The sequence below is a fragment of the Rubellimicrobium arenae genome, from assembly GCF_017916275.1.
Lineage (GTDB): Bacteria > Pseudomonadota > Alphaproteobacteria > Rhodobacterales > Rhodobacteraceae > Rubellimicrobium > Rubellimicrobium arenae.
On sequence record NZ_JAFMST010000012.1, the window covers coordinates 112,996 to 131,002 of the forward strand.

Annotated in this window: 11 protein-coding genes; 5 read left to right on the plus strand and 6 right to left on the minus strand. The window is 66.3% G+C overall.

Features of this window, described 5'->3' with window-relative positions; all coding sequences use genetic code 11:
* Positions 1–38: 38 nt before the first annotated feature.
* The 4 genes from J3P31_RS17880 to J3P31_RS17895 all read right to left on the minus strand — a co-directional run bounded on the left by J3P31_RS17880 (position 39) and on the right by J3P31_RS17895 (position 6,393).
* Positions 39–662, minus strand: coding sequence for a helix-turn-helix domain-containing protein (locus J3P31_RS17880; protein WP_210529870.1), 624 nt, complete (start codon positions 660–662; stop codon positions 39–41).
* Between the two features lie 118 nt (positions 663–780).
* On the minus strand, positions 781–2,181 hold the full coding sequence (locus tag J3P31_RS17885; RefSeq protein ID WP_210529871.1) for a glycosyltransferase family 39 protein: 1,401 nt from the start codon (positions 2,179–2,181) through the stop codon (positions 781–783).
* 94 nt (positions 2,182–2,275) lie between these two features.
* Positions 2,276–5,821: a transcription-repair coupling factor gene (mfd, locus tag J3P31_RS17890; RefSeq protein WP_210529872.1), complete on the minus strand. Its 3,546-nt coding sequence runs from the start codon at positions 5,819–5,821 to the stop codon at positions 2,276–2,278.
* 47 nt (positions 5,822–5,868) lie between these two features.
* Positions 5,869–6,393: a component of SufBCD complex gene (locus J3P31_RS17895; RefSeq protein WP_210529873.1), complete on the minus strand. Its 525-nt coding sequence runs from the start codon at positions 6,391–6,393 to the stop codon at positions 5,869–5,871.
* Positions 6,394–6,535: 142 nt separating this feature from the next.
* Here J3P31_RS17895 and hemB point away from each other — a divergent pair, with 142 nt between their 5' ends.
* The 3 genes from hemB to J3P31_RS17910 all read left to right on the plus strand — a co-directional run bounded on the left by hemB (position 6,536) and on the right by J3P31_RS17910 (position 10,774).
* Positions 6,536–7,534: a porphobilinogen synthase gene (gene hemB / locus J3P31_RS17900; RefSeq protein WP_210529874.1), complete on the plus strand. Its 999-nt coding sequence runs from the start codon at positions 6,536–6,538 to the stop codon at positions 7,532–7,534.
* A gap of 102 nt (positions 7,535–7,636) precedes the next feature.
* The gene (locus tag J3P31_RS17905; RefSeq protein ID WP_210529875.1) at positions 7,637–8,194 is read left to right on the plus strand and encodes a lipid-binding SYLF domain-containing protein; all 558 of its coding nucleotides are present in this window, start codon (positions 7,637–7,639) and stop codon (positions 8,192–8,194) included.
* A 165-nt stretch (positions 8,195–8,359) separates the two neighbouring features.
* Positions 8,360–10,774 carry a GcvT family protein gene (locus J3P31_RS17910; RefSeq protein WP_210529876.1) on the plus strand — a complete coding sequence of 805 codons (2,415 nt, stop codon included), beginning with the start codon at positions 8,360–8,362 and terminating at the stop codon, positions 10,772–10,774.
* Between the two features lie 466 nt (positions 10,775–11,240).
* Here the strand turns inward: J3P31_RS17910 and J3P31_RS17915 are convergent, their stop codons facing one another.
* On the minus strand, positions 11,241–12,269 hold the full coding sequence (locus J3P31_RS17915) for an IS110 family RNA-guided transposase (RefSeq protein WP_210529888.1): 1,029 nt from the start codon (positions 12,267–12,269) through the stop codon (positions 11,241–11,243).
* A 445-nt stretch (positions 12,270–12,714) separates the two neighbouring features.
* Between J3P31_RS17915 and J3P31_RS17920 the strand changes: the two genes are divergently transcribed.
* Positions 12,715–14,652 carry a heparinase II/III domain-containing protein gene (locus J3P31_RS17920; protein WP_210529877.1) on the plus strand — a complete coding sequence of 646 codons (1,938 nt, stop codon included), beginning with the start codon at positions 12,715–12,717 and terminating at the stop codon, positions 14,650–14,652.
* A gap of 1,020 nt (positions 14,653–15,672) precedes the next feature.
* The gene (locus J3P31_RS17925; RefSeq protein ID WP_210529878.1) at positions 15,673–16,569 is read left to right on the plus strand and encodes a DUF6602 domain-containing protein; all 897 of its coding nucleotides are present in this window, start codon (positions 15,673–15,675) and stop codon (positions 16,567–16,569) included.
* 451 nt (positions 16,570–17,020) lie between these two features.
* Here J3P31_RS17925 and J3P31_RS17930 read toward each other — a convergent pair.
* On the minus strand, positions 17,021–18,007 hold a 987-nt coding region (locus J3P31_RS17930; RefSeq protein WP_210529879.1), incomplete at its 5' end, for a hypothetical protein.

Consider the following 18,007-nt stretch of genomic DNA (forward strand, 5'->3'; position numbering starts at 1 on the left):
CCGGCGGGGTCCCTTCGACCGGCCCCGCCGCGCGCCCTTCAGGCCAGGGACGTCACCCAAAGGATGGTGGCGTCGTCCTGGCTGATCGAGACGACGTTGTGGCCCATCGAGGCGTCGTAATAGGCGCTGTCCCCGCGCTTCATCTCCACGGGCTCGTAGAACTCGGTGTAGAGCCGGATGGCGCCGGTCAGGACATAAAGGAACTCTTCCCCTTCGTGCCGGACCCAGCCGCCGAACTCCTCAAGCTTGCGCGCCCTGACCCGCGCCCGGTAGGGCAACATCTGCTTGCGGGTCAGCGTCTCGGCCAGCAGTTCATGCTCGTAGGTCGTGGTGAGCTGGGCCGTCCCCTCGCCCGCCCGCGTCACGGCCATGCGCCCGTTCACCTGCGCGCGCGGCGCGGGCGTGAAGAGCTGCGGCACCGAGATCCCGAGTCCCACGGCCAGCTTCTTGAGGGCATCGTAGGTCGGGGACATCTGCCCGTTTTCGATCTTCGACAGCGTGGACCGCGCCAGACCTGCCTGGGACGCCGCCTGCTCCAGCGTCCAGTCGCGGGCGCGGCGCAACTCGCGGACACGCGCGCCAAGGTCGATCGGAGGCGCATGGTCGACCGAGCCGTCGGCGCGGGCGATGCGGATCAGGGATTTGGGGTCGCTGCCAGCCATGCCGCTCCTTACACGACGGCCACCCGCCCACGCAACGCCGGCCCTGACGCAGCGAAAGGCCCGCCGGCGTCCTTCAGGACTTCTACTGATCGGGGCCGCCAACCCGTGGCGCAGGCGGTCATTGCGCCGACAGCAGCGTCACGGCCTGCCTGCGCGCTCCCGGCTCGTCCAGCAGAGGGAACTCCTCATGAGCCTCCATCCGCGCCTGGACATCCGGCCTTTCCAGCAGCGGATCGTTCAGCCGGGTGACGAGCGCGAGACGCTCGGCCGGCACGTCGGGCGTTCCAACGGTCAGGAGCGTCAGATCCAGCCCATGCTCCCGGAGGACGAGATTGCCCGCCACGTGGACGTTGTTGAGGACGAGGGACAGCCCCTCCCCTTGCAGTTGCGCCAGCCGGGCGGCGACCGGACCGAAGTCGAGCCAGCGGTTGCTGGAGCTCGGCCCCAGGAACGCCGAGGCCGGCAGGAGCACCAGCGCCAGCAGCCAGAGCGCCGCCTCCGTTCCCGCCAGCCCGCGACGGGCGCGCTCGGTCAGCCGGGGCCAGAGCGCGAGCACCGCGACGGGCACGAGGCCGGACGCCATCGGCATCAGCCAGATATGGTCCACCTCGGTCGACCTCGTGGCGAGGATGCCGACCCAGAGCAGCAGCAGCGACAGCCCCGAAGCCAGTCCGTAAAGCCGGACGCCCGGCGGCAGCGCCGACCCGGGACGGCGGCGCGCGGCCAGCCAGAAGCCACCCAGGACAAGCAGAGGCAGGATGAAGAAGTTCAGCGTGGCGAAGGCCAGAGCCCCCGTCCCGACAAGCCGGGCCTGGAGCCCGGATTCGGTCGCGAACTCCAGCTTGCGGATGCCGACGGTGGACAGCTCCGGGTTTCGGAGCATCCACAACAGGACCGGGACATTGATGAGCAAGGCCACCAGCACGGCGGCGCAGGTCGGCCCGGGTCGGATGCGGCGGCGCCATTCCGGCAGGATCAGGGCCGCCCCCAGCAGGGCCGCCGCCCAGACCAGGAAGTTCAGCTTGGACAGCGTGCCGATACCGACGGCCAGGCCCAGCAGCAGGTAGTCGCGCCAGCGCCCGCTCTCGAGAGCCCGCACGGCGATCCAGGTCGCGGCAACGGCGACCAGCATGGCCAGCGCCGTATGGGTCAGGGCGCGTTGCGCCTCCCAGACAAGCGACGCGATCAGGCCAAGCGACAGCGCGGCGACCCCCGCCTCGGCCGAGCCGGCCTCGCGCCGCAGGAAGCGGTACAGGAGCACGACGGTCCCGAACAGCAGCGCGTTCTTGAAGACGGCCAGCGCCAGGACGTTCTCCCCCAGGACCTGGAACACGCCCCATTGCAGCCAGAAGTAGAGGGGCGGCTGGGGGCCATAGCCCCAGGCGAGGTGGCGGGCGAAGAAGAACGCCTCTGCCTCGTCCCAGTTCAGCGACAGCCCGAAGGCCCAGCGCGACAAGGCCTGGAGGAGGAAATAGACGGCGAAGACCGTGATCCAGCGCGCGTCGATGGTCCTGGACACCTGAGATTCCCTTCCGGTCCGCCTGGGCGGCGGCCTAGCACGGCCGGACGGGCGCCCGCAAAGGGGCGCTCCGCCTCGCCGTCGCGTCACGCCGTCACCGCGTCCGGCGTGCCGCCTTTGCAACCGGAGCCGCAGCCGTCGTTCCGGCCGCCTGCGCCGCGGCAGCGACGGGCTCCTTGGCGTCCTTCCTGGTCTTGGCGGGCTGCGCCTCGGCGACCTTCTCGGCCAGGTCCTTCATGATCGCGAAGGAGCCCTTGATCCGGTCGGCCTCGGTCGGCCAGTCGCGCAGGACCACGAGCTTGTTGTCCTTGATCCGCGCCTGCCCTTGCTGCGCCTGGATGTACTCGACCAGGCCGCCCGGCGAGGCGAAGCGGTCGTTGTGGAACATGACCGTGGCCCCCTTGGGACCGACATCCAGCCGCGCCACTCCCGCCCGGCGGGCCATGGCCTTGATCCGCACCACCAGCAAGAGCGTGTTCACCTCGCGCGGGAGGGAGCCGAAGCGGTCGATCAGCTCCGCGGCAAAGCCTTCGAGCTCCACCTTGGTGGAGAGCGACGACAGCCGCCGATACAGCCCGAGCCGGACGTCGAGGTCGGGCACATACTCTTCGGGGATCAGCACCGGCACGCCGAGGTTGAGCTGCGGCGCCCACTGGCCGTCGGTTTCCACCAGATCCCCCTGCCCGGATCGAAGGCGGTCGATCTCCTCTTCCAGCATCTGCTGGTAGAGCTCGAAGCCCACCTCGCGGATCTGCCCGGACTGCTCCTCGCCCAGGAGGTTCCCGGCGCCCCGGATGTCCAGGTCCTGGCTCGCGAGCTGGAAGCCCGCGCCCAGGCTGTCGATGCTCCCCAGCACCCGCAGCCGCCGCTCGGCCTGAGGCGTGAGCTTCTGGCGCGGCCGCGAGGTCAGATAGGCGTAGGCCCGGGTCTTGGAGCGTCCGACCCGTCCCCGGATCTGGTATAGCTGGGCCAAACCGAACATGTCCGCCCGCCAGACGACCATCGTGTTGGCGGTGGGGATGTCGAGGCCGGATTCGACGATGGTCGTGGCCAGCAGCACGTCGAACTTGCCGTCGTAGAAGGCGTTCATCCGGTCATCGAGCTCGCCCGCCGCCATCTGGCCATGCGCCACCACCACGGACACCTCGGGCACCTCGCGCCGGAGCCAGTCCTCCATCTCGGGCAGGTCGGCCACGCGCGGGACCACGAAGAAGCTCTGGCCCCCGCGGTAATGCTCCCGCAGGAGCGCTTCCCGGATGGTGATGGTGTCGAACTCGGACACGTAGGTGCGGATCGCCAGCCGGTCGATCGGCGGGGTGCCGATCACCGACAGGTCCCGCACGCCAGACAGCGACAGTTGCAGCGTGCGCGGGATCGGCGTCGCGGTCAGCGTCAGGACGTGAATGTCCGACCGCAGCTCCTTCAGACGCTCCTTGTGGGACACGCCGAAATGCTGCTCCTCGTCGATGACCAGAAGGCCGAGGTTGGCAAACTTGACCTGCTTGGCCAGCACGGCATGGGTGCCCACCACGATGTCGACCGTGCCCTTGGCCATGCCTTCGCGCGTCTGGGCGGCGTCCTTGGCGGACACGAAGCGCGACAAGGGCCGGACCTCCAGCGGAAAGCCCCGGAACCGCTCCGCGAAGGTCTTGTAGTGCTGCCGCGCGAGCAGCGTCGTCGGCGCCACCACGGCGACCTGCACCCCCGACATCGCCGCGACAAAGGCCGCGCGGATGGCCACCTCGGTCTTGCCGAAGCCCACGTCGCCGCAGATCAGCCGGTCCATGGGGTTCCCGGAGGCCATGTCGTTCAGGACGTCCTCAATGGCCTGAAGCTGGTCGTCGGTCTCGGCATAGGGGAAGCGGGCCAGGAACTGGTCCCAGATGCCGTCGGGCGGCTCCAGCTCGGGCGCCTGCCGCAGGGCGCGTTCGGCGGCCGTGCGGATCAGCCGCTCCGCCGCCAGCTTGATGCGCTCCTTGAGCCGGGCCTTGCGCGCCTGCCAGGCCCCCGCGCCCAGCTTGTCGAGAAGGCCCTCCTCGTGGCCGAAGCGGCTCAGGAGCTCGATGTTCTCGACGGGGAGGTAGAGCTTGGTGTTCTCCGCGTACTCGATGGCCAGGCATTCGTGCGCCGCGCCCAGCGCCCGCAGCACCTCGAGGCCGAGGTAACGCCCGACCCCATGGTCCACATGGACCACGAGATCCCCGGGGGTGAGGCTGTTGACCTCGGTCAGGAAGTTGTCGGCCCGCTTCTTCTTGCGGGTCTGGCGGATCAGCCGGTCGCCCAGCACGTCCTGTTCGGAGATGACGGTGAGGCCCGGCGCCTCGAACCCATGTTCAAGCGGCCAGACGGCCAGATGCACGCCGCGTTTGCCCACCCGCGTGAAGTCCATCACGGGGATGGTCTCTCCGATGCCCTCGTCCTCCAGGAGCCCCATGAGCCGCTCGCGGGCGCCTTCGGAATAGCTGGCGAGCACCACCGGCGCGTCTTCGGCCCGCGCCTTCACATGGTCGGCCAAGGCCCCGAAAAGCGAGATCTTCTCCTGCTGCCGCTCGGGCGCGAAATCGCGTCCGATCTTCCCGCCGGCGTCGATCACGCCGAGGCCCGTCGGCTGCTTGAGCGGGCTGAACTGGAGCACCCGCCGGTCGCGCAGCCCGGCGTCCCATGCCCCCTCGTCGAGGTAGAGGAGCTGCGGCGGGGCCGGCTTGTAGACCGAGTCCATCCGCCCCCGTTCGGTCAGGGCCGCGCGCCGCGCCTCGTAGGCGTCCTGGATCGCCGCCCAGCGGGCGATGCGCGAAGGCGCGACCTGATCGTCCAGCGTGACCGTGGCCTTGGGCAGGTAGTCGAACAGCGTTTCCAGCCGTTCGTGGAAGAAGGCGAGCCAGTGCTCCATGCCGGCGTGCTTGCGGCCCGCGCTCACCGCCTCGTAGAGCGGGTCGTCGGTCCCGGCCGCGCCGAACTCGATCCGGTAGTTCTGGCGGAACCGGGTGATCGACGGCTCGTCGAGGATGACCTCCGACACGGGCGCGAACTCGACCACGCTCAGCTTCTCGGTGGTCCGCTGGCTGGTGGCGTCGAACCGGCGCGCGCCGTCCAGCGTGTCCCCGAAGAAGTCGAGCCGCACCGGCGAGGGATGGCCCGGCGGCCAGACATCGATCAGGCCGCCGCGCACGGCGTAGTCGCCGGGCTCGGTCACCGTCGGGCTCTGGGTGAAGCCCATGCGCGACAGGAACCCCCGCAGCGCCGTCTCGTCCACCCGGTCGCCCACGCGGGCCGAGAAGGCCGCCCCGCGCAGCGTGTCCCGCGCCGGGACGCGCTGGGTCGCGGCGTTCAGCGTCGTCAGGATCACGTAACGCTCGGGCATCCCGTGCACGAGCCCGGCCAGCGTCGCCATCCGCTGGGCCGCGATCTCCGGGTTGGGCGACACCCGGTCGAACGGCAGCACGTCCCAGGCCGGAAAGACGAACACCGGCAGGCCGGGGTCGTAGAACTGGAGCGCCGCCTGCATGGCCGCGAGCCGCCGGTCGTCCCGCGCGACGTGGACCACGCAGCAGCCCGACCTGTCCAGCTCCTGGAGGATCAGGCGGGCGTCATAGCCTTCGGGCGCGCCGCCGACGGTGATGTGATTGGGACTGCTCGACATGTGGCGTCACCTACCGCGCCGCGGGCCGGTGTCAACGGGAGCCGGATTCACAACCCCTGCAGCACCAGCAGGTTCTGGTACATCCCATAAAGGGCCGTGACGAAGATCGACACGAGCCCGATCCCCTGGACCCAGGCCCGGTGCCGCGCCAGCGTCCGGAAGAGCGCCTCGCCCTCGGGCGCCTGCCGGGCGATGCGGCGCGCGGTCACGAGGCTCAGGGCGCCCACGGCCGCGAGGGGCACGGCGATCAGCACCACGGCCTGCGCGAACTCCACGCCGTACCAGAAGGCCAGGACCATCAGCGTCGTCACGCCAAAGGCCAGGGTCGCGGCGATCAGCAGGCCCGACATCTCGGCGATGAAGAGGATCCGGTTCACCTGGATGCGCACCAGGTCCTCCAGGTCCGCGAGCGCCTGCCCGCCCTGCTGCCGCGCCCGCAGCACCATGTCGAAGGGCACGCCCAGAATCCGGTGGGTCGCCGAGGACCAGACCACCGCCAGCATGATCCAGAACCACAGGTTGGAGAACGACCGGAAGTCGATCACGTCGAGAAGGGTTTGCATCCAGTCCACGTCGTCCGTCGGGCCGTCCCTGTTTCGTTCCAGCGTTCCTAGCCCACCCGTTCTGTCAAGCCCAGCCTTGAGCTTGGGCGCGGTTCATGCGACCCGACACTCCGCGCCGGGCCGGACCGGGCGCCAGACAGTGGAGTGTCCCATGACCCTGCCCCCCGCCCCCTTTCCTGCCGCCCGGCTGCGTCGGCTGCGCGCCACGCCCGCCCTGCGCGCCCTTGTCCGGCAGAACACGCTGACCCCCTCGGACCTGATCTGGCCGATCTTCCTGATGCAGGGGACCAACGAATCCGTCCCGGTGCCCTCGATGCCGGGCGTGAACCGCCTGACCGTGGACCGCGCGGTCGAGGCGGCCCGCGAGGCCCGTTCGCTCGGCATCCCGGCGATGTGCCTTTTCCCCTACACCGCGATGGAGCATCGCACCGCCGACTGCGCCGAGGCCTGGAATCCCGACAACCTGACCAACCGCACGATCCGCGCGATCAAGGACGCGGTGCCCGAGGTCGCGGTGATGACCGACATCGCGCTCGACCCCTACAACATCGACGGCCATGACGGCTTCGTCGAGAACGGCGAGATCGTGAACGACCGCACCGTCGAGGCTCTCGTGAAGATGGCCCTGGCGCAGGCGCGCTCGGGCGCGGACATCCTGGGGCCGTCCGACATGATGGACGGGCGCATCGGCGCGATCCGCCGGGCCCTCGAATCCGAGGGGCACCAGAACGTCACCATCCTGAGCTATGCCGCCAAGTACGCCTCGGCCTTCTACGGGCCCTTCCGCGACGCCGTGGGCGCGACGGCCGCCCTCAAGGGCGAGAAGAAGACCTACCAGATGGACCCGGGCAACTCGGACGAGGCGATGCGCCTGGTCGCCCGCGACCTGTCCGAAGGCGCGGACATGGTGATGGTCAAGCCGGGGATGCCCTATCTCGACATCTGCCGCCGCGTGAAGGACGAATTCGCCGTCCCCACCTTCGCCTACCAGGTGTCCGGCGAGTACGCGATGCTCAAGGCCGCGGCCGTGAACGGCTGGCTCGACGGCGACCGGGTCATGCTCGAAAGCCTCATGTCCTTCAAGAGGGCCGGCTGCGACGGCGTCCTCACCTACTTCGCGCCCGAAGCGGCGCGAGCAATGAACGGCTGATTCGGGCTGCGGTTCGAATCAGTCGATGACAGGCCGGGCCGGTCCGGCTAAACTTAGTCCCAACGGCCGGTCACAAGGCCAAGAAACCATCGGGCGGTGACAATGAACATCCTCTCCAGGCGCAGATTCGCGGCGCTGGCCCTTGCGGCACCCCTGCTCGCAGCGTGCTCGAACGGCGTGGGCTCGGGCGGCGCGGCGATCATCGACGCGCGCGTCGACAGCTCGCTGAGCTTCCTCTACTCCACCTATCCCGGCACGCGCGACCTCGCGAACCGGGCGGCGGGCGTGCTGGTCATGCCGGTCGTGACGGAGCTGGGCCTGGGGCTCGGCGGCTCCTATGGGACCGGCGCCCTGCGGGTCGGCAACACCTCGGTCGACTACTACTCCGCGGCGGCGGCCTCGGCGGGGCTCCAGATCGGCGCGCAGCAGTACAGCCACGTCCTCTTCTTCATGACCCAGGACGCCCTGTCGCAGTTCCGGTCCTCGGCGGGCTGGGTCGCGGGCGCGGACATCGACTACGCGGTCATCGACCAGGGCGAGGTGCTCCGCGCCGACACCACCACGTCGCTGTCCCCGGTGATCGCCGTGGTCTTCGCCCAGTCGGGCCTGCGGATGGGCGCGACGGTCGAGGGGACGAAGTACACGCGCATCATCCCTTGAGGGAGGGCGCAACGCCCCCCGCGCGGTGGTGTCAGGATCGGGCAGGACATTCGTGGAATCGTGACGGGCAAGCGGGCCGCGAGCGACCCGAACTGTCGCAATCGGGCAATCGGTGCGCCTTGCGGCGTTCCAAATAGGCCCAACACGAACGAGGGAACCTGACCCATGAAGACCACCACCCGCGTGGCCGTGATCGGCGGAGGCGTCGTCGGCTGCTCCGTCCTTTACCACCTGACCAAGCTCGGCTGGTCGGACGTCATGCTGATCGAGCGGTCGGACCTCACCTCCGGCTCGACCTGGCACGCGGCGGGCGGCTTCCACACGCTCAACGGCGACACCAACATGGCGGCGCTCCAGGGCTACACGATCCGGCTCTACAAGGAGCTGGAGGAGATCACCGGGATGTCCTGCGGCCTCCACCATGTGGGGGGCATCACACTCGCGGATACGCCCGAACGGTTCGACATGCTCAAGGCGGAACGCGCCAAGCACCGCTACATGGGCCTGGACACCGCGATCCTGTCGCCCTCCGAGGTCGAGGAGATGACCGAAGGGCTGGTCAATGTCGAAGGCGTGCTGGGCGCGCTCTACGACCCGCTCGACGGCCACCTCGATCCCTCGGGCACCACCCACGCCTATGCCCGCGCCGCCCGGATGGGCGGGGCCGAGATCGTGCTCCACAACCGCGTGCTCGAGCTGACCCCCCGCGCCGACGGCACCTGGGACGTCGTGACCGAGCAGGGGACCATCCACGCCGAGCATGTGGTGAACGCGGCCGGCCTCTGGGCGCGCGAGGTCTTCGCGATGGCCGGGGTCTACGGCCCGCTCCTGCCGATGGCGCACCAGTACCTCGTGACCGACGACATCCCCGAGATCGTGGCCTTCCTCGACCGCGGCCGGGAGTTCCCGCACGTCATGGACCCGGGCGGCGAAAGCTACCTCCGCCAGGAGGGTCGCGGCCTTTGCATCGGCTTCTACGAAAAGCCCTGCGAGCCCTGGTCGCCCGACACCACGCCCTGGACCTTCGGGCACGAGCTCCTCAACGAGGACTTCAGCAAGATCGAGGACTCGGTCGCCTTTGCCTACCGCCGCTTTCCCGTCCTCGAGCGGGCGGGCGTCAAGCGGGTGATCCACGGGCCATTCACCTTCGCTCCGGACGGCAACCCGCTGATCGGTCCGGTGCCGGGCCTGCGCAACTTCTGGTCCGCCTGCGCCGTCATGGCCGGCTTCAGCCAGGGCGGCGGCATGGGCCTCAGCCTCGCCCAGTGGATGATCCACGGCGAGGTCGAGCGCGACCCGCGCGGCTTCGACGTCGCCCGCTTCGGCAACTGGACGACGCCCGGCTACACCGTCCCGAAGGTCGTGGAGAACTACCAGACCCGCTTCTCGGTCGCCTACCCGAACGAAGAGAAGCCCGCCGCGCGTCCGTTCCGCACCTCGCCCATGTACGACGTCCTGTCCGGGATGGGGGCCGTCTGGGGGCAGCAGTACGGGCTCGAGGTCGCCAACTACTTTGCCTTGTCCGGCGAGCCGGCCTACGAGACCCCGACCTTCCGTCGCTCCAACGCCTGGGAGGCCACGCGGCAGGAGGTCCTGGCCGTCCGCACCGGGGTCGGCATCAACGAGCTGTCGAACTTCGGCAAATACCGCGTCACCGGTCCGAACGCCCGCGCCTGGCTCGACCGGATCATGGCGGGGACGATCCCGCGTCCGGGTCGCCTTGCGCTCAATCCGATGCTGGCGGAAAGCGGCAAGATCATCGGCGACTTCACCGTGTCCTGCCTGTCCGAGCAGGAGTTCATGCTGACGGCGAGCTATGGCGCGCAAGGCTGGCACGGCCGCTGGTTCGTGCAGCACCTTACCGACGGCGTCCGGGTCGACAACATCTCCGACGCCCGGACCGGCTTCCAGATCGCGGGTCCCCGCGCGACCGAACTGCTGCGCCGCGTCACGCGATCGGATGTGGGGTCGATCCGGTTCATGGACGTTCGCCGGCTGACCGTCGGCATGGCGGACTGCTTGGTCCAGCGCGTGAGCTACACCGGGGACCTCGGCTACGAGATCTTCTGCGACCACATGTCGGTGCGCCACCTTTGGCAGACGCTCTGGCAGGCGGGCCGGGATCTGGGCCTGCGGCCCTTCGGGATGCGGGCCATGATGTCGCTCCGACTCGACCGTTGGTTCGGGAGCTGGGGCCGCGAGTTCTCGCCCGACTACACCCCGGCCGAGACCGGCCTCGACCGGTTCGTCCGCTACAACAAGCCCGTGGACTTCATCGGCAAGGCCGCGGCGGCGGCCGAGAAGTCGACCAGTCCCCGCAAGCGCCTGACCAGCCTGATCGTCGATGCGAGGGATGCCGACGTCGTGGCCTGGGAGCCGATCTGGCTCGACGGTCAGGTGGCGGGCTGGTGCACGTCGGGCGGGTTCTCGCATTTCACGGGACATTCGGTCGCGCAGGGCTTCCTGCCGCCGGACCGCATCACGGACGGCCTTCCCCTGGAGGTCGAGATCCTGGGGGAACGTCGTCCGGCCCGCGTCCACCTCGCCCCGCTGTGGGACGACCCGCGGATCCGGGCCTGAGCCGCCGGGACGGAGCGGGAACGCGGCCCCGCCGTGGCGGTGAGGTCCGTTCCTGGCCGCCCATAGGTCCCATCATAGGGTCAGCCCCCTTCATCACGGGCTGTCCCAGGCGACGTTCCCCGGTGCCCTCTCGGCTCCTCTCCTGCTGACAGGATGCGCCGCCGGGCGACTGCCCTGGACCCACGGAACGTCCCGCGATCATCTTGCAACATCTGTAACCGCCCCTTGCGCAAGAGGGATCTTCGGAGCTGGTTCTGGCGCGCTGTCGGGTGCTGACATCTGTCCGGCCTTTGGTGCGGCCCTGGGATGCCGCGGGCCCGTATGGTGTTCGCGGGTCGGGTCCAGATCAGAGCCGCGTGCTCGATGGCACTCTGTTGCAACCTGGGTGTCCCGATCCCGTCTCACGACCGTTGCGCCATACCGCTCCTTGCCCTCTTCCGCTCCGACGTCCTCGCAGCCTGTCGGCTTACGCCGCCACGGCCGGAGCCCTGTAGACCTCTCCCTTCGCCATCAACGCCCACACGATCCGCGCCATCTTATTGGCCAGCGCCACCCGCACCAGCAGGGGTGGCTTGCGTGCGATCAGCCTTGCGAGCCATGTGCCTGGCTTGGCTGAGGCATGGACATGCCGCTTCATGATGACGCTGTTGGCGCCAATGATCAGCAGGCGCCGCAGAGACCGTTCGCCCATCCTGGTTGTGGCCCCCAGCCGCTGCTTGCCACCGGTCGAATGCTGTCGGGGCGTCAGGCCCAGCCAGGCCGCAAAGTCCCTCGCGCAGCGGAACGTCTCGGGCGGGGGAGCCAGGACGGCGATGGCTGTCGCGATCAGCGGCCCGATGCCCGGCACCGTCATCAGCCGTCGGGCGACCTCGTTCTCCTTGGCACGCCGTGCGATCTCGACATCGAGCTTCCCGATCTCCGCCTCGAGGTGGGCGAGCGCTACAACCAGCACCTTGAGCGTGGCAACAGCCTCGGCGGGCAAGCCGCTGCCCTGGTCCTCGACAAGAGCGATCAGCCGCGCGGCGTTCGCGGCACCCTGCGGCACCACCAGCCCGAACTCGGTCAGGTGACCCCGCAGGGCGTTGATCGCCTGCGTGCGCTGCCGGACCAGAAGCTCGCGCACGCGAAACACCATCGCGGCGCCCTGAGCCTCCTCGCTCTTCACCGCCACGAAGCGCATCGTGGGACGCTGGGCGGCCTCACAGATGGCTTCCGCATCGGCGGCATCAGACTTCTGGCGCTTGATAAAAGGCTTCACATAGGCCGGCGGGATCAGCCGCACCTCATGGCCCAGCCGCCCGATCTCTCGGCCCCAGAAATGGGCACCGCCACACGCCTCCATCGCCACCACACAGGCGGGCAACTGCGCGAAGAAGGCCAGCACCTGATCGCGCCGCAGCTTCTTGCGAAGGACCGCACGCCCCGAGGCATCAGCCCCATGCGCCTGAAACACATTCTTCGCCAGGTCGAGCCCGACTGTGGTAATCTCCGCCATGACCGCTCCCCTCTGTGGATCGTCGCAGACCCACCCTGGCACACCGATGCCGTCGGGGGGCGGTCACATCATCAGAGCGGTCCTTGGCATCCCGTGGTGGTTGCGTCTCCCCATGGTTTTGCCTCCCTTGCGGGCCAGCCAAGTCAGCGTGGATCATGCACGAGAACCCCTTCAGGAGTGTCGGCTGCAACCGCCTAGCGGGGAAACGGAGCCGTCGCCGACCGTACCATGTCGAAGTCCTCCAGCCGGGCGTGATCCTTGGGTGCCCGTCCCGTCCTAAGGCTCGGCGGCCAAGCCGGAGGCGATCGGTTGGGGTGCGCGCGCGCTGTTCGGGTCGGGTCGCCTTTTCGGCCGTAGAAGGGCCGAGGGACGGATGGCCGTCGGCAATCGAACCAGGAATTCCGGATCTGAGGGGAGCCTCATGAAGAAGGCGGTGCAAACGAGGATGAGGGCCATTGAGGCCTCCATCAGGTCTTCCTCCACTGGGGACCGCTTCCATCCGCTCAGCTACCGGACCATCCTCACCCCGACGTTCTCGGCGGACACGCTGGCCGAGGTGTTCGGGCTTGCGCCGAGCAGCCTCGAGGAGCTGGTGCGGCAGATCTTTGGACGCCCACAAAGCAAGGCCTTCAAGGGCACGCTGCCCCGCGCCGACCTGACGATCCCCGTCGACATCGACGGTTACGAGCCGGGCACGGTCCGCGCCCCGATCGACTGGCAGGTGCAACTCCAGAAGGATCGGCGCTGGAGGCTGATGTTCAACGGCCTCGCCTGGGTGCCCAAGCTGTCGCGCCAGGACGACGTGGGCATGGAAGCGGCAGGTCGAGCCATTCTGGACTACCGTACCCATCTCCTGAACTGCCTGCCGATCGACCTCGGCTGGGATGACTTCACCTGGGGCGATCATCCCCTGGCGATCCGCGCGAACTCGGTCCTGGACTTCCTGGACGGCTACACGAAGCGACCCTCCAGCGCCAATCCGGAGGTCGTCCTTGCGGCATTCCAGATCCTTCTGACCCAGCTTGCCGCGATCCTGGACGATATCTGCTATACGCCGGGCCACAACCATGGCCTCTTCCAGGACCTGGCACTGCTGCGCGCGGTCGGACGCCTGAACGGTCTCTGCCACGGCGAGGCGATCCAAAGTCACGCCGTCGAGCGGGTCGTGACCTGTCAGCTGGCCCGCTCCATCTCGCGCGAAGGCGCGCATGTGGAGAACAGCCCCGAATACCATCTGCTGTTCGCGAAGCTCCTGCTTCGGGCCCTTTTGTTGCCCTATATCGGCGGCGGTCCCCCCGTCGAGTTGCACGAAGCGCTGGATGCCGTGCTTCGTAGCCTCGTGACGTTCGTCCGGCCGGACGGGACCCTGGCCCCTTTCGGCGACTCGGCGCGCGCCAACATCGTCAAGGAACTCGAGCGCCTCCGGACCGGAATGGTTCAGCAGGAGCTCTATTCGCCTGACGACGAGCTGGTTCGGATCCTCGACCACCTGATCACCCAGGGGACCAGCGGCCAGCCCCCCGCCGAACGCGACGCGGTCTTCGAAAGCGTCGGCTATGCCTGCCTGCGCAGCGACTGGCGCATGGACCAGGGGACGACCATGGACGACGCACCGGTCTGCGTCCACGTGAAGTGCGGCTCGGTCTCCCGCATCCACAAGCACACGGATGATGGCAGCTTCCAACTGTACGGGCTCAAGCAGGAGCTGATCGTCGATCCGGCCAAGTTCACCAACGACCGGTCGCTGCCAGGGTCCTTGAACACCGACGCCTTCGCCAGCCACAATGTATTCCGGATCATTGAACGGAATGGGATCGCCTGGGATGACGACACCCCTCAGGAAGCGCGGCTGGCCGACTGGCAGCTCGAGGGCGACTCCTGGGTCCTTTGCCGCAGGTCGAGCGAGCGGGCGAAGCTTGCCCGGATCATCGTGTTTCGCCGGCCAAGGGACCTGGTGATCGTCGATCTTCTCGACTCGCCAGACCGCGTTGTTGGGCAGGCCCAGTTGGTTCTCCATCCAAGCCTCGACCGGATCGAGGCCTCCACGAAGGCCACAGGGTTCCGGGCGAGCCGGTCAGACGGGCTTGGTATCAGCGTGCGGACCCTGCCGGTCGAAGGTCTCTCTGCCGGAGGTGCTTGCGACGGCGGGCTCTCCTTCGCCGAAGCGCCCTATCACCCCGGCATGAGGAAGCGAGAACTCACGCGCATGGCGCTCATTCGCAGCACGTCCCAGAAGGGCCGCGGCGCGCTTGCGACACAGGTGCGCATCGAGACGACGCCGGAAGAGACCATCCCCCGGGCGTCCGTGAGCTTCGATCAGAGCGGCATCTCTGTCAGGTTCGAGGACGCTGAGCCCATCCGCATCCCATTCTCTTGGTCCTGACCGGCTGGGCCTGATCGCGGACCCCGGGTGCAGTTGCCTGACGGCCTTTTGGTGGATGGCCGCCCACGGAAGGGGCGGTGGCCATCCCGATCCGGTGAGATGCCGACAGCTAAGAAGCCTTGGGCCTTATGGCACCGACCGGACCGGCGCGGCGACGCTCTGCAACCACCTTGACCTCAGTCCGACACGCTCAGGCTCATCGGACGTCATGCCTACAGGAAAGAGGATCGGCCCAGATCCGGGGTCGTGAAAAATCCACCCCTGGCGTGATGCAGGCGTTTCACCAGCGACCTTGAGAGACTGTCGGAACGCGATAACGACACGGCAGTCGGAGCAACAGCATCCGACCCTGTCCAATCGACAGAAGGCAGATCACACCAGAAGCCACGCCAGCCGTCTTGATGTGGCGTCGTCTCCGGATTGGACGTCAAAGCTTCTCCGGATGATGGCAGAGCGCTCCACCATGGAGCCAGAGTGACCTGGGCCATATCGGCGGAACGCGCTGGTGCCGGTGAAAGGACTCGAACCTTCACGGGGGGTTGCCCCGGCGGATTTTGAATCCGTCGAAACCCTTTGAAGAAAAAGGATAAAATTGTAAACTATGCCTCCGAGTGCCCACCAGCGAGCGGCAGGGAACTGAGTGCATACAAACTACGTCGGCTACTTAAGAGCATAGGAGATGAGGCGCGTCTCCTCGGGCCCCTGCGCAAGGCTTCCTGAGCCTTGCCTCAGATGCAACGATGATCGAGGATCAAGTAGGGCCCGGCACGACGTCAGTGATCATATTCAGTTGCGCATCGGTTCAGGTTTCCATCTCAAAAAACTCCGCTGACTCACAGGTCATTGAAAGAACTGGTTCCACCTCCATGATTTCCGACGAGAAGCCAAAGGGGTTCAGAAAGGATAGTTCCACCCGCTGTATCAAGGGAGAGCATTCGTCACTGAACGGAATAAATCTGTGCTCGATAGCACTGATACGCGAGTCGCTCTAAGTTGAGCATACGGGACACGGGAGACAGCATGGCGAACTTAGAGGAAATCTTTGAGGCACGCTCTAATATATTAAGAGCACAGCTACTTGCCATCCGGTCAGCTTTCCATCACGCCGGGCTAAAAGGAACCTCAGTCGAGCAAGCCGTCGCAGATGTGCTCCGGGAGATTCTCCCTGACAACATCGGCATCACAAGTGGAATTGCGATCGACTCACAGCGCAACACATCCCGTCAGCTCGACATCATCCTGTATGACAAAGCTAGAACGCCGATGCTATTCTCCATCGGTGGCCAAAGTCTTGTTCCCATCGAATGCGTATTTTTCGTCATCGAGGTGAAGACGAAACTCACCAAGGCCGAATACGACAGCTGCGTCCAGAGTTGCAAGAGTGTAAAGGAGTTGTGCCGAACGGCTTACTACCCAGTCATCGGCCCTGTCGAAAGCTCCCTCAATTTATTCGGCCGGGCGTATCAAACCTGGCAGACCATCTATCTGGTGATTGCCCTTGAAGCTCAGAACATTCGCATGGTAGCTGAATGGCAGGCGAAGCACCGCGAAGGGCCGGAGCCGATCACTGGGCAGATAGATAGTATCTTCTGCCTTGATGCCGGACTGGTCTGCAACGCCGAGATGCGCCCTCCAGTGACCGTAGCTGTCGATCTCCTTCCCAGTGACGTTCACGTTGTCGCCCGCATTTCGGATGAGCCTCTGAGGAAATTCCTCGTCCTTTTCTCACGGTACTACAATCAGGCAAGGATGGGTTTGAATCTCGACCTTACGAAGTACATCAACCTTGGCACAACAATTGCGGTGATAGGGGGAACCGAGCGGCAGAATCGTTTGATCGCGCAGGCTCATAGGTCCGGTTTTGATCTAAGTACAGTTGCTGAGCCAAACGGCGGATTTTCGTTCGACATCGAATGAGAGCGATTTCTTTTTCGGTCGATCACTGCGCTCGCGTTTGACCCATGATGGCGGAACTCAAACTCAGCCGGAGGCGGTTTCTGCTGGTGCGTGGGCGATGGAAGAGATCTACGTCCCCAAAGCGGATGCGCGGGATCAGGACGAGCAAACAGCCGTGCCCGCATGAGACTTGTGGGAGCAGTTCACCACGGGCGTGCCAGCGGGACGAAGCGGTCCAGCGGTGCAGATGCAGTTGATTGCCCCGGCCGCAGCGCTCATCCTGGGTGTGGCCGGGGACGAGGCCTCTCCTGGAGGCACGACCGGGTAACTGGCTCGTAAGTCCTGACCGAACTCGGGAGGCAGGTCGGCTCGGACCCCAGATCGTCAATCATGGACGACGCGCGGTCACGCCCCCGAAGCTCCGGCCACCATATCCAGCTTTCATGTGTCAGCGGGATGCTGGTCTCGTGATCTATCGGCCCGCTATTTGCTCAAGCTTATTGGAACACCTCAGGAAGAACAGGAAGTATGGATCGACAATATCCAGCATAGGGTCATCCCAAGAGAGCGGACTCGTGCTCCCTTGCAGGTTCTCAGCGATGGTATGCATTTGAGAAAGAGCGGCGTTAACACTCGAGCCGGAGGGAGCGTCGGATATGCATACGTCCCGTACTCTTGTTGTGATATCGTCGTAGCTCAAAGCGAGCTTGGCAGGATCCTGCTTCAGGGCCAGCAAAATCGCTCGGTACACATCACCTCTCGACCCATCGATCAGGTCGTGCTCTTTCCTTTCTGTGCCTCGTGTTTTGGCCCCGATGTGCAAATCCCGCAGCATCTTCGAAAAATCAACAAACGACGAGGTTCTAAGAAGGGTATCTTTTACCATCTCTTCTGTGACATCCATCCGGACATGTTCCGCAAGACGCTCTTTCACTCCAATTACGAGAGCGAGATTCATGCAGATACTCTGCATGAGTTGCGGCGACCCAAACGCTTCGTCCGCTAAACGCTTCTCAAGGGCAGGTGCCAAATCTACATTCAAAGCACCGAAACCCTTTCGGGAAATCTGGATCAATTCCTCTCGCGTCCATGGCTCCAAGTCCACGGCGGCAACCCTGCCGCGAAGTTCAGGATTACTGCGGACGACATCATCGGCGCGATGAGGCACTGAAGCCGTGATCACCTTTACCCCGCTTTCAGCGGCCGCCTTGATTTGTCGCCCCACGTCTTCTCTCACCTCGGCCTTGATGTAGTGAAAGTCGTCGACAAAGATGGCGAATTCGCTATTAGCGATGTCCTTAATAACCTGCTCGAGGCCATTCCTTTGGAAGTCCTTGGTTTCCTCCCTGCCCCAACCGTGCATTGCTCCCTGGCCTGCCCCCATCGGGTGGTCCGGGTTCAGTCTTAATGCATGACGGGTTTGGCGGCTACGGCTGGGGTGGCCGGCGAAGCGGCTCGG

Coding starts and splice junctions, on each gene's coding strand:
- J3P31_RS17880 (WP_210529870.1), bottom strand. CDS start 662: ATGGCTGGCAGCGACCCCAAATCCCTGATCCGCATCGCCCGCGCCGAC.
- J3P31_RS17925 (WP_210529878.1), top strand. CDS start 15,673: ATGGCGAACTTAGAGGAAATCTTTGAGGCACGCTCTAATATATTAAGA.
- mfd (WP_210529872.1), bottom strand. CDS start 5,821: ATGTCGAGCAGTCCCAATCACATCACCGTCGGCGGCGCGCCCGAAGGC.
- J3P31_RS17910 (WP_210529876.1), top strand. CDS start 8,360: ATGAAGACCACCACCCGCGTGGCCGTGATCGGCGGAGGCGTCGTCGGC.
- J3P31_RS17920 (WP_210529877.1), top strand. CDS start 12,715: ATGAGGGCCATTGAGGCCTCCATCAGGTCTTCCTCCACTGGGGACCGC.
- hemB (WP_210529874.1), top strand. CDS start 6,536: ATGACCCTGCCCCCCGCCCCCTTTCCTGCCGCCCGGCTGCGTCGGCTG.
- J3P31_RS17915 (WP_210529888.1), bottom strand. CDS start 12,269: ATGGCGGAGATTACCACAGTCGGGCTCGACCTGGCGAAGAATGTGTTT.
- J3P31_RS17905 (WP_210529875.1), top strand. CDS start 7,637: ATGAACATCCTCTCCAGGCGCAGATTCGCGGCGCTGGCCCTTGCGGCA.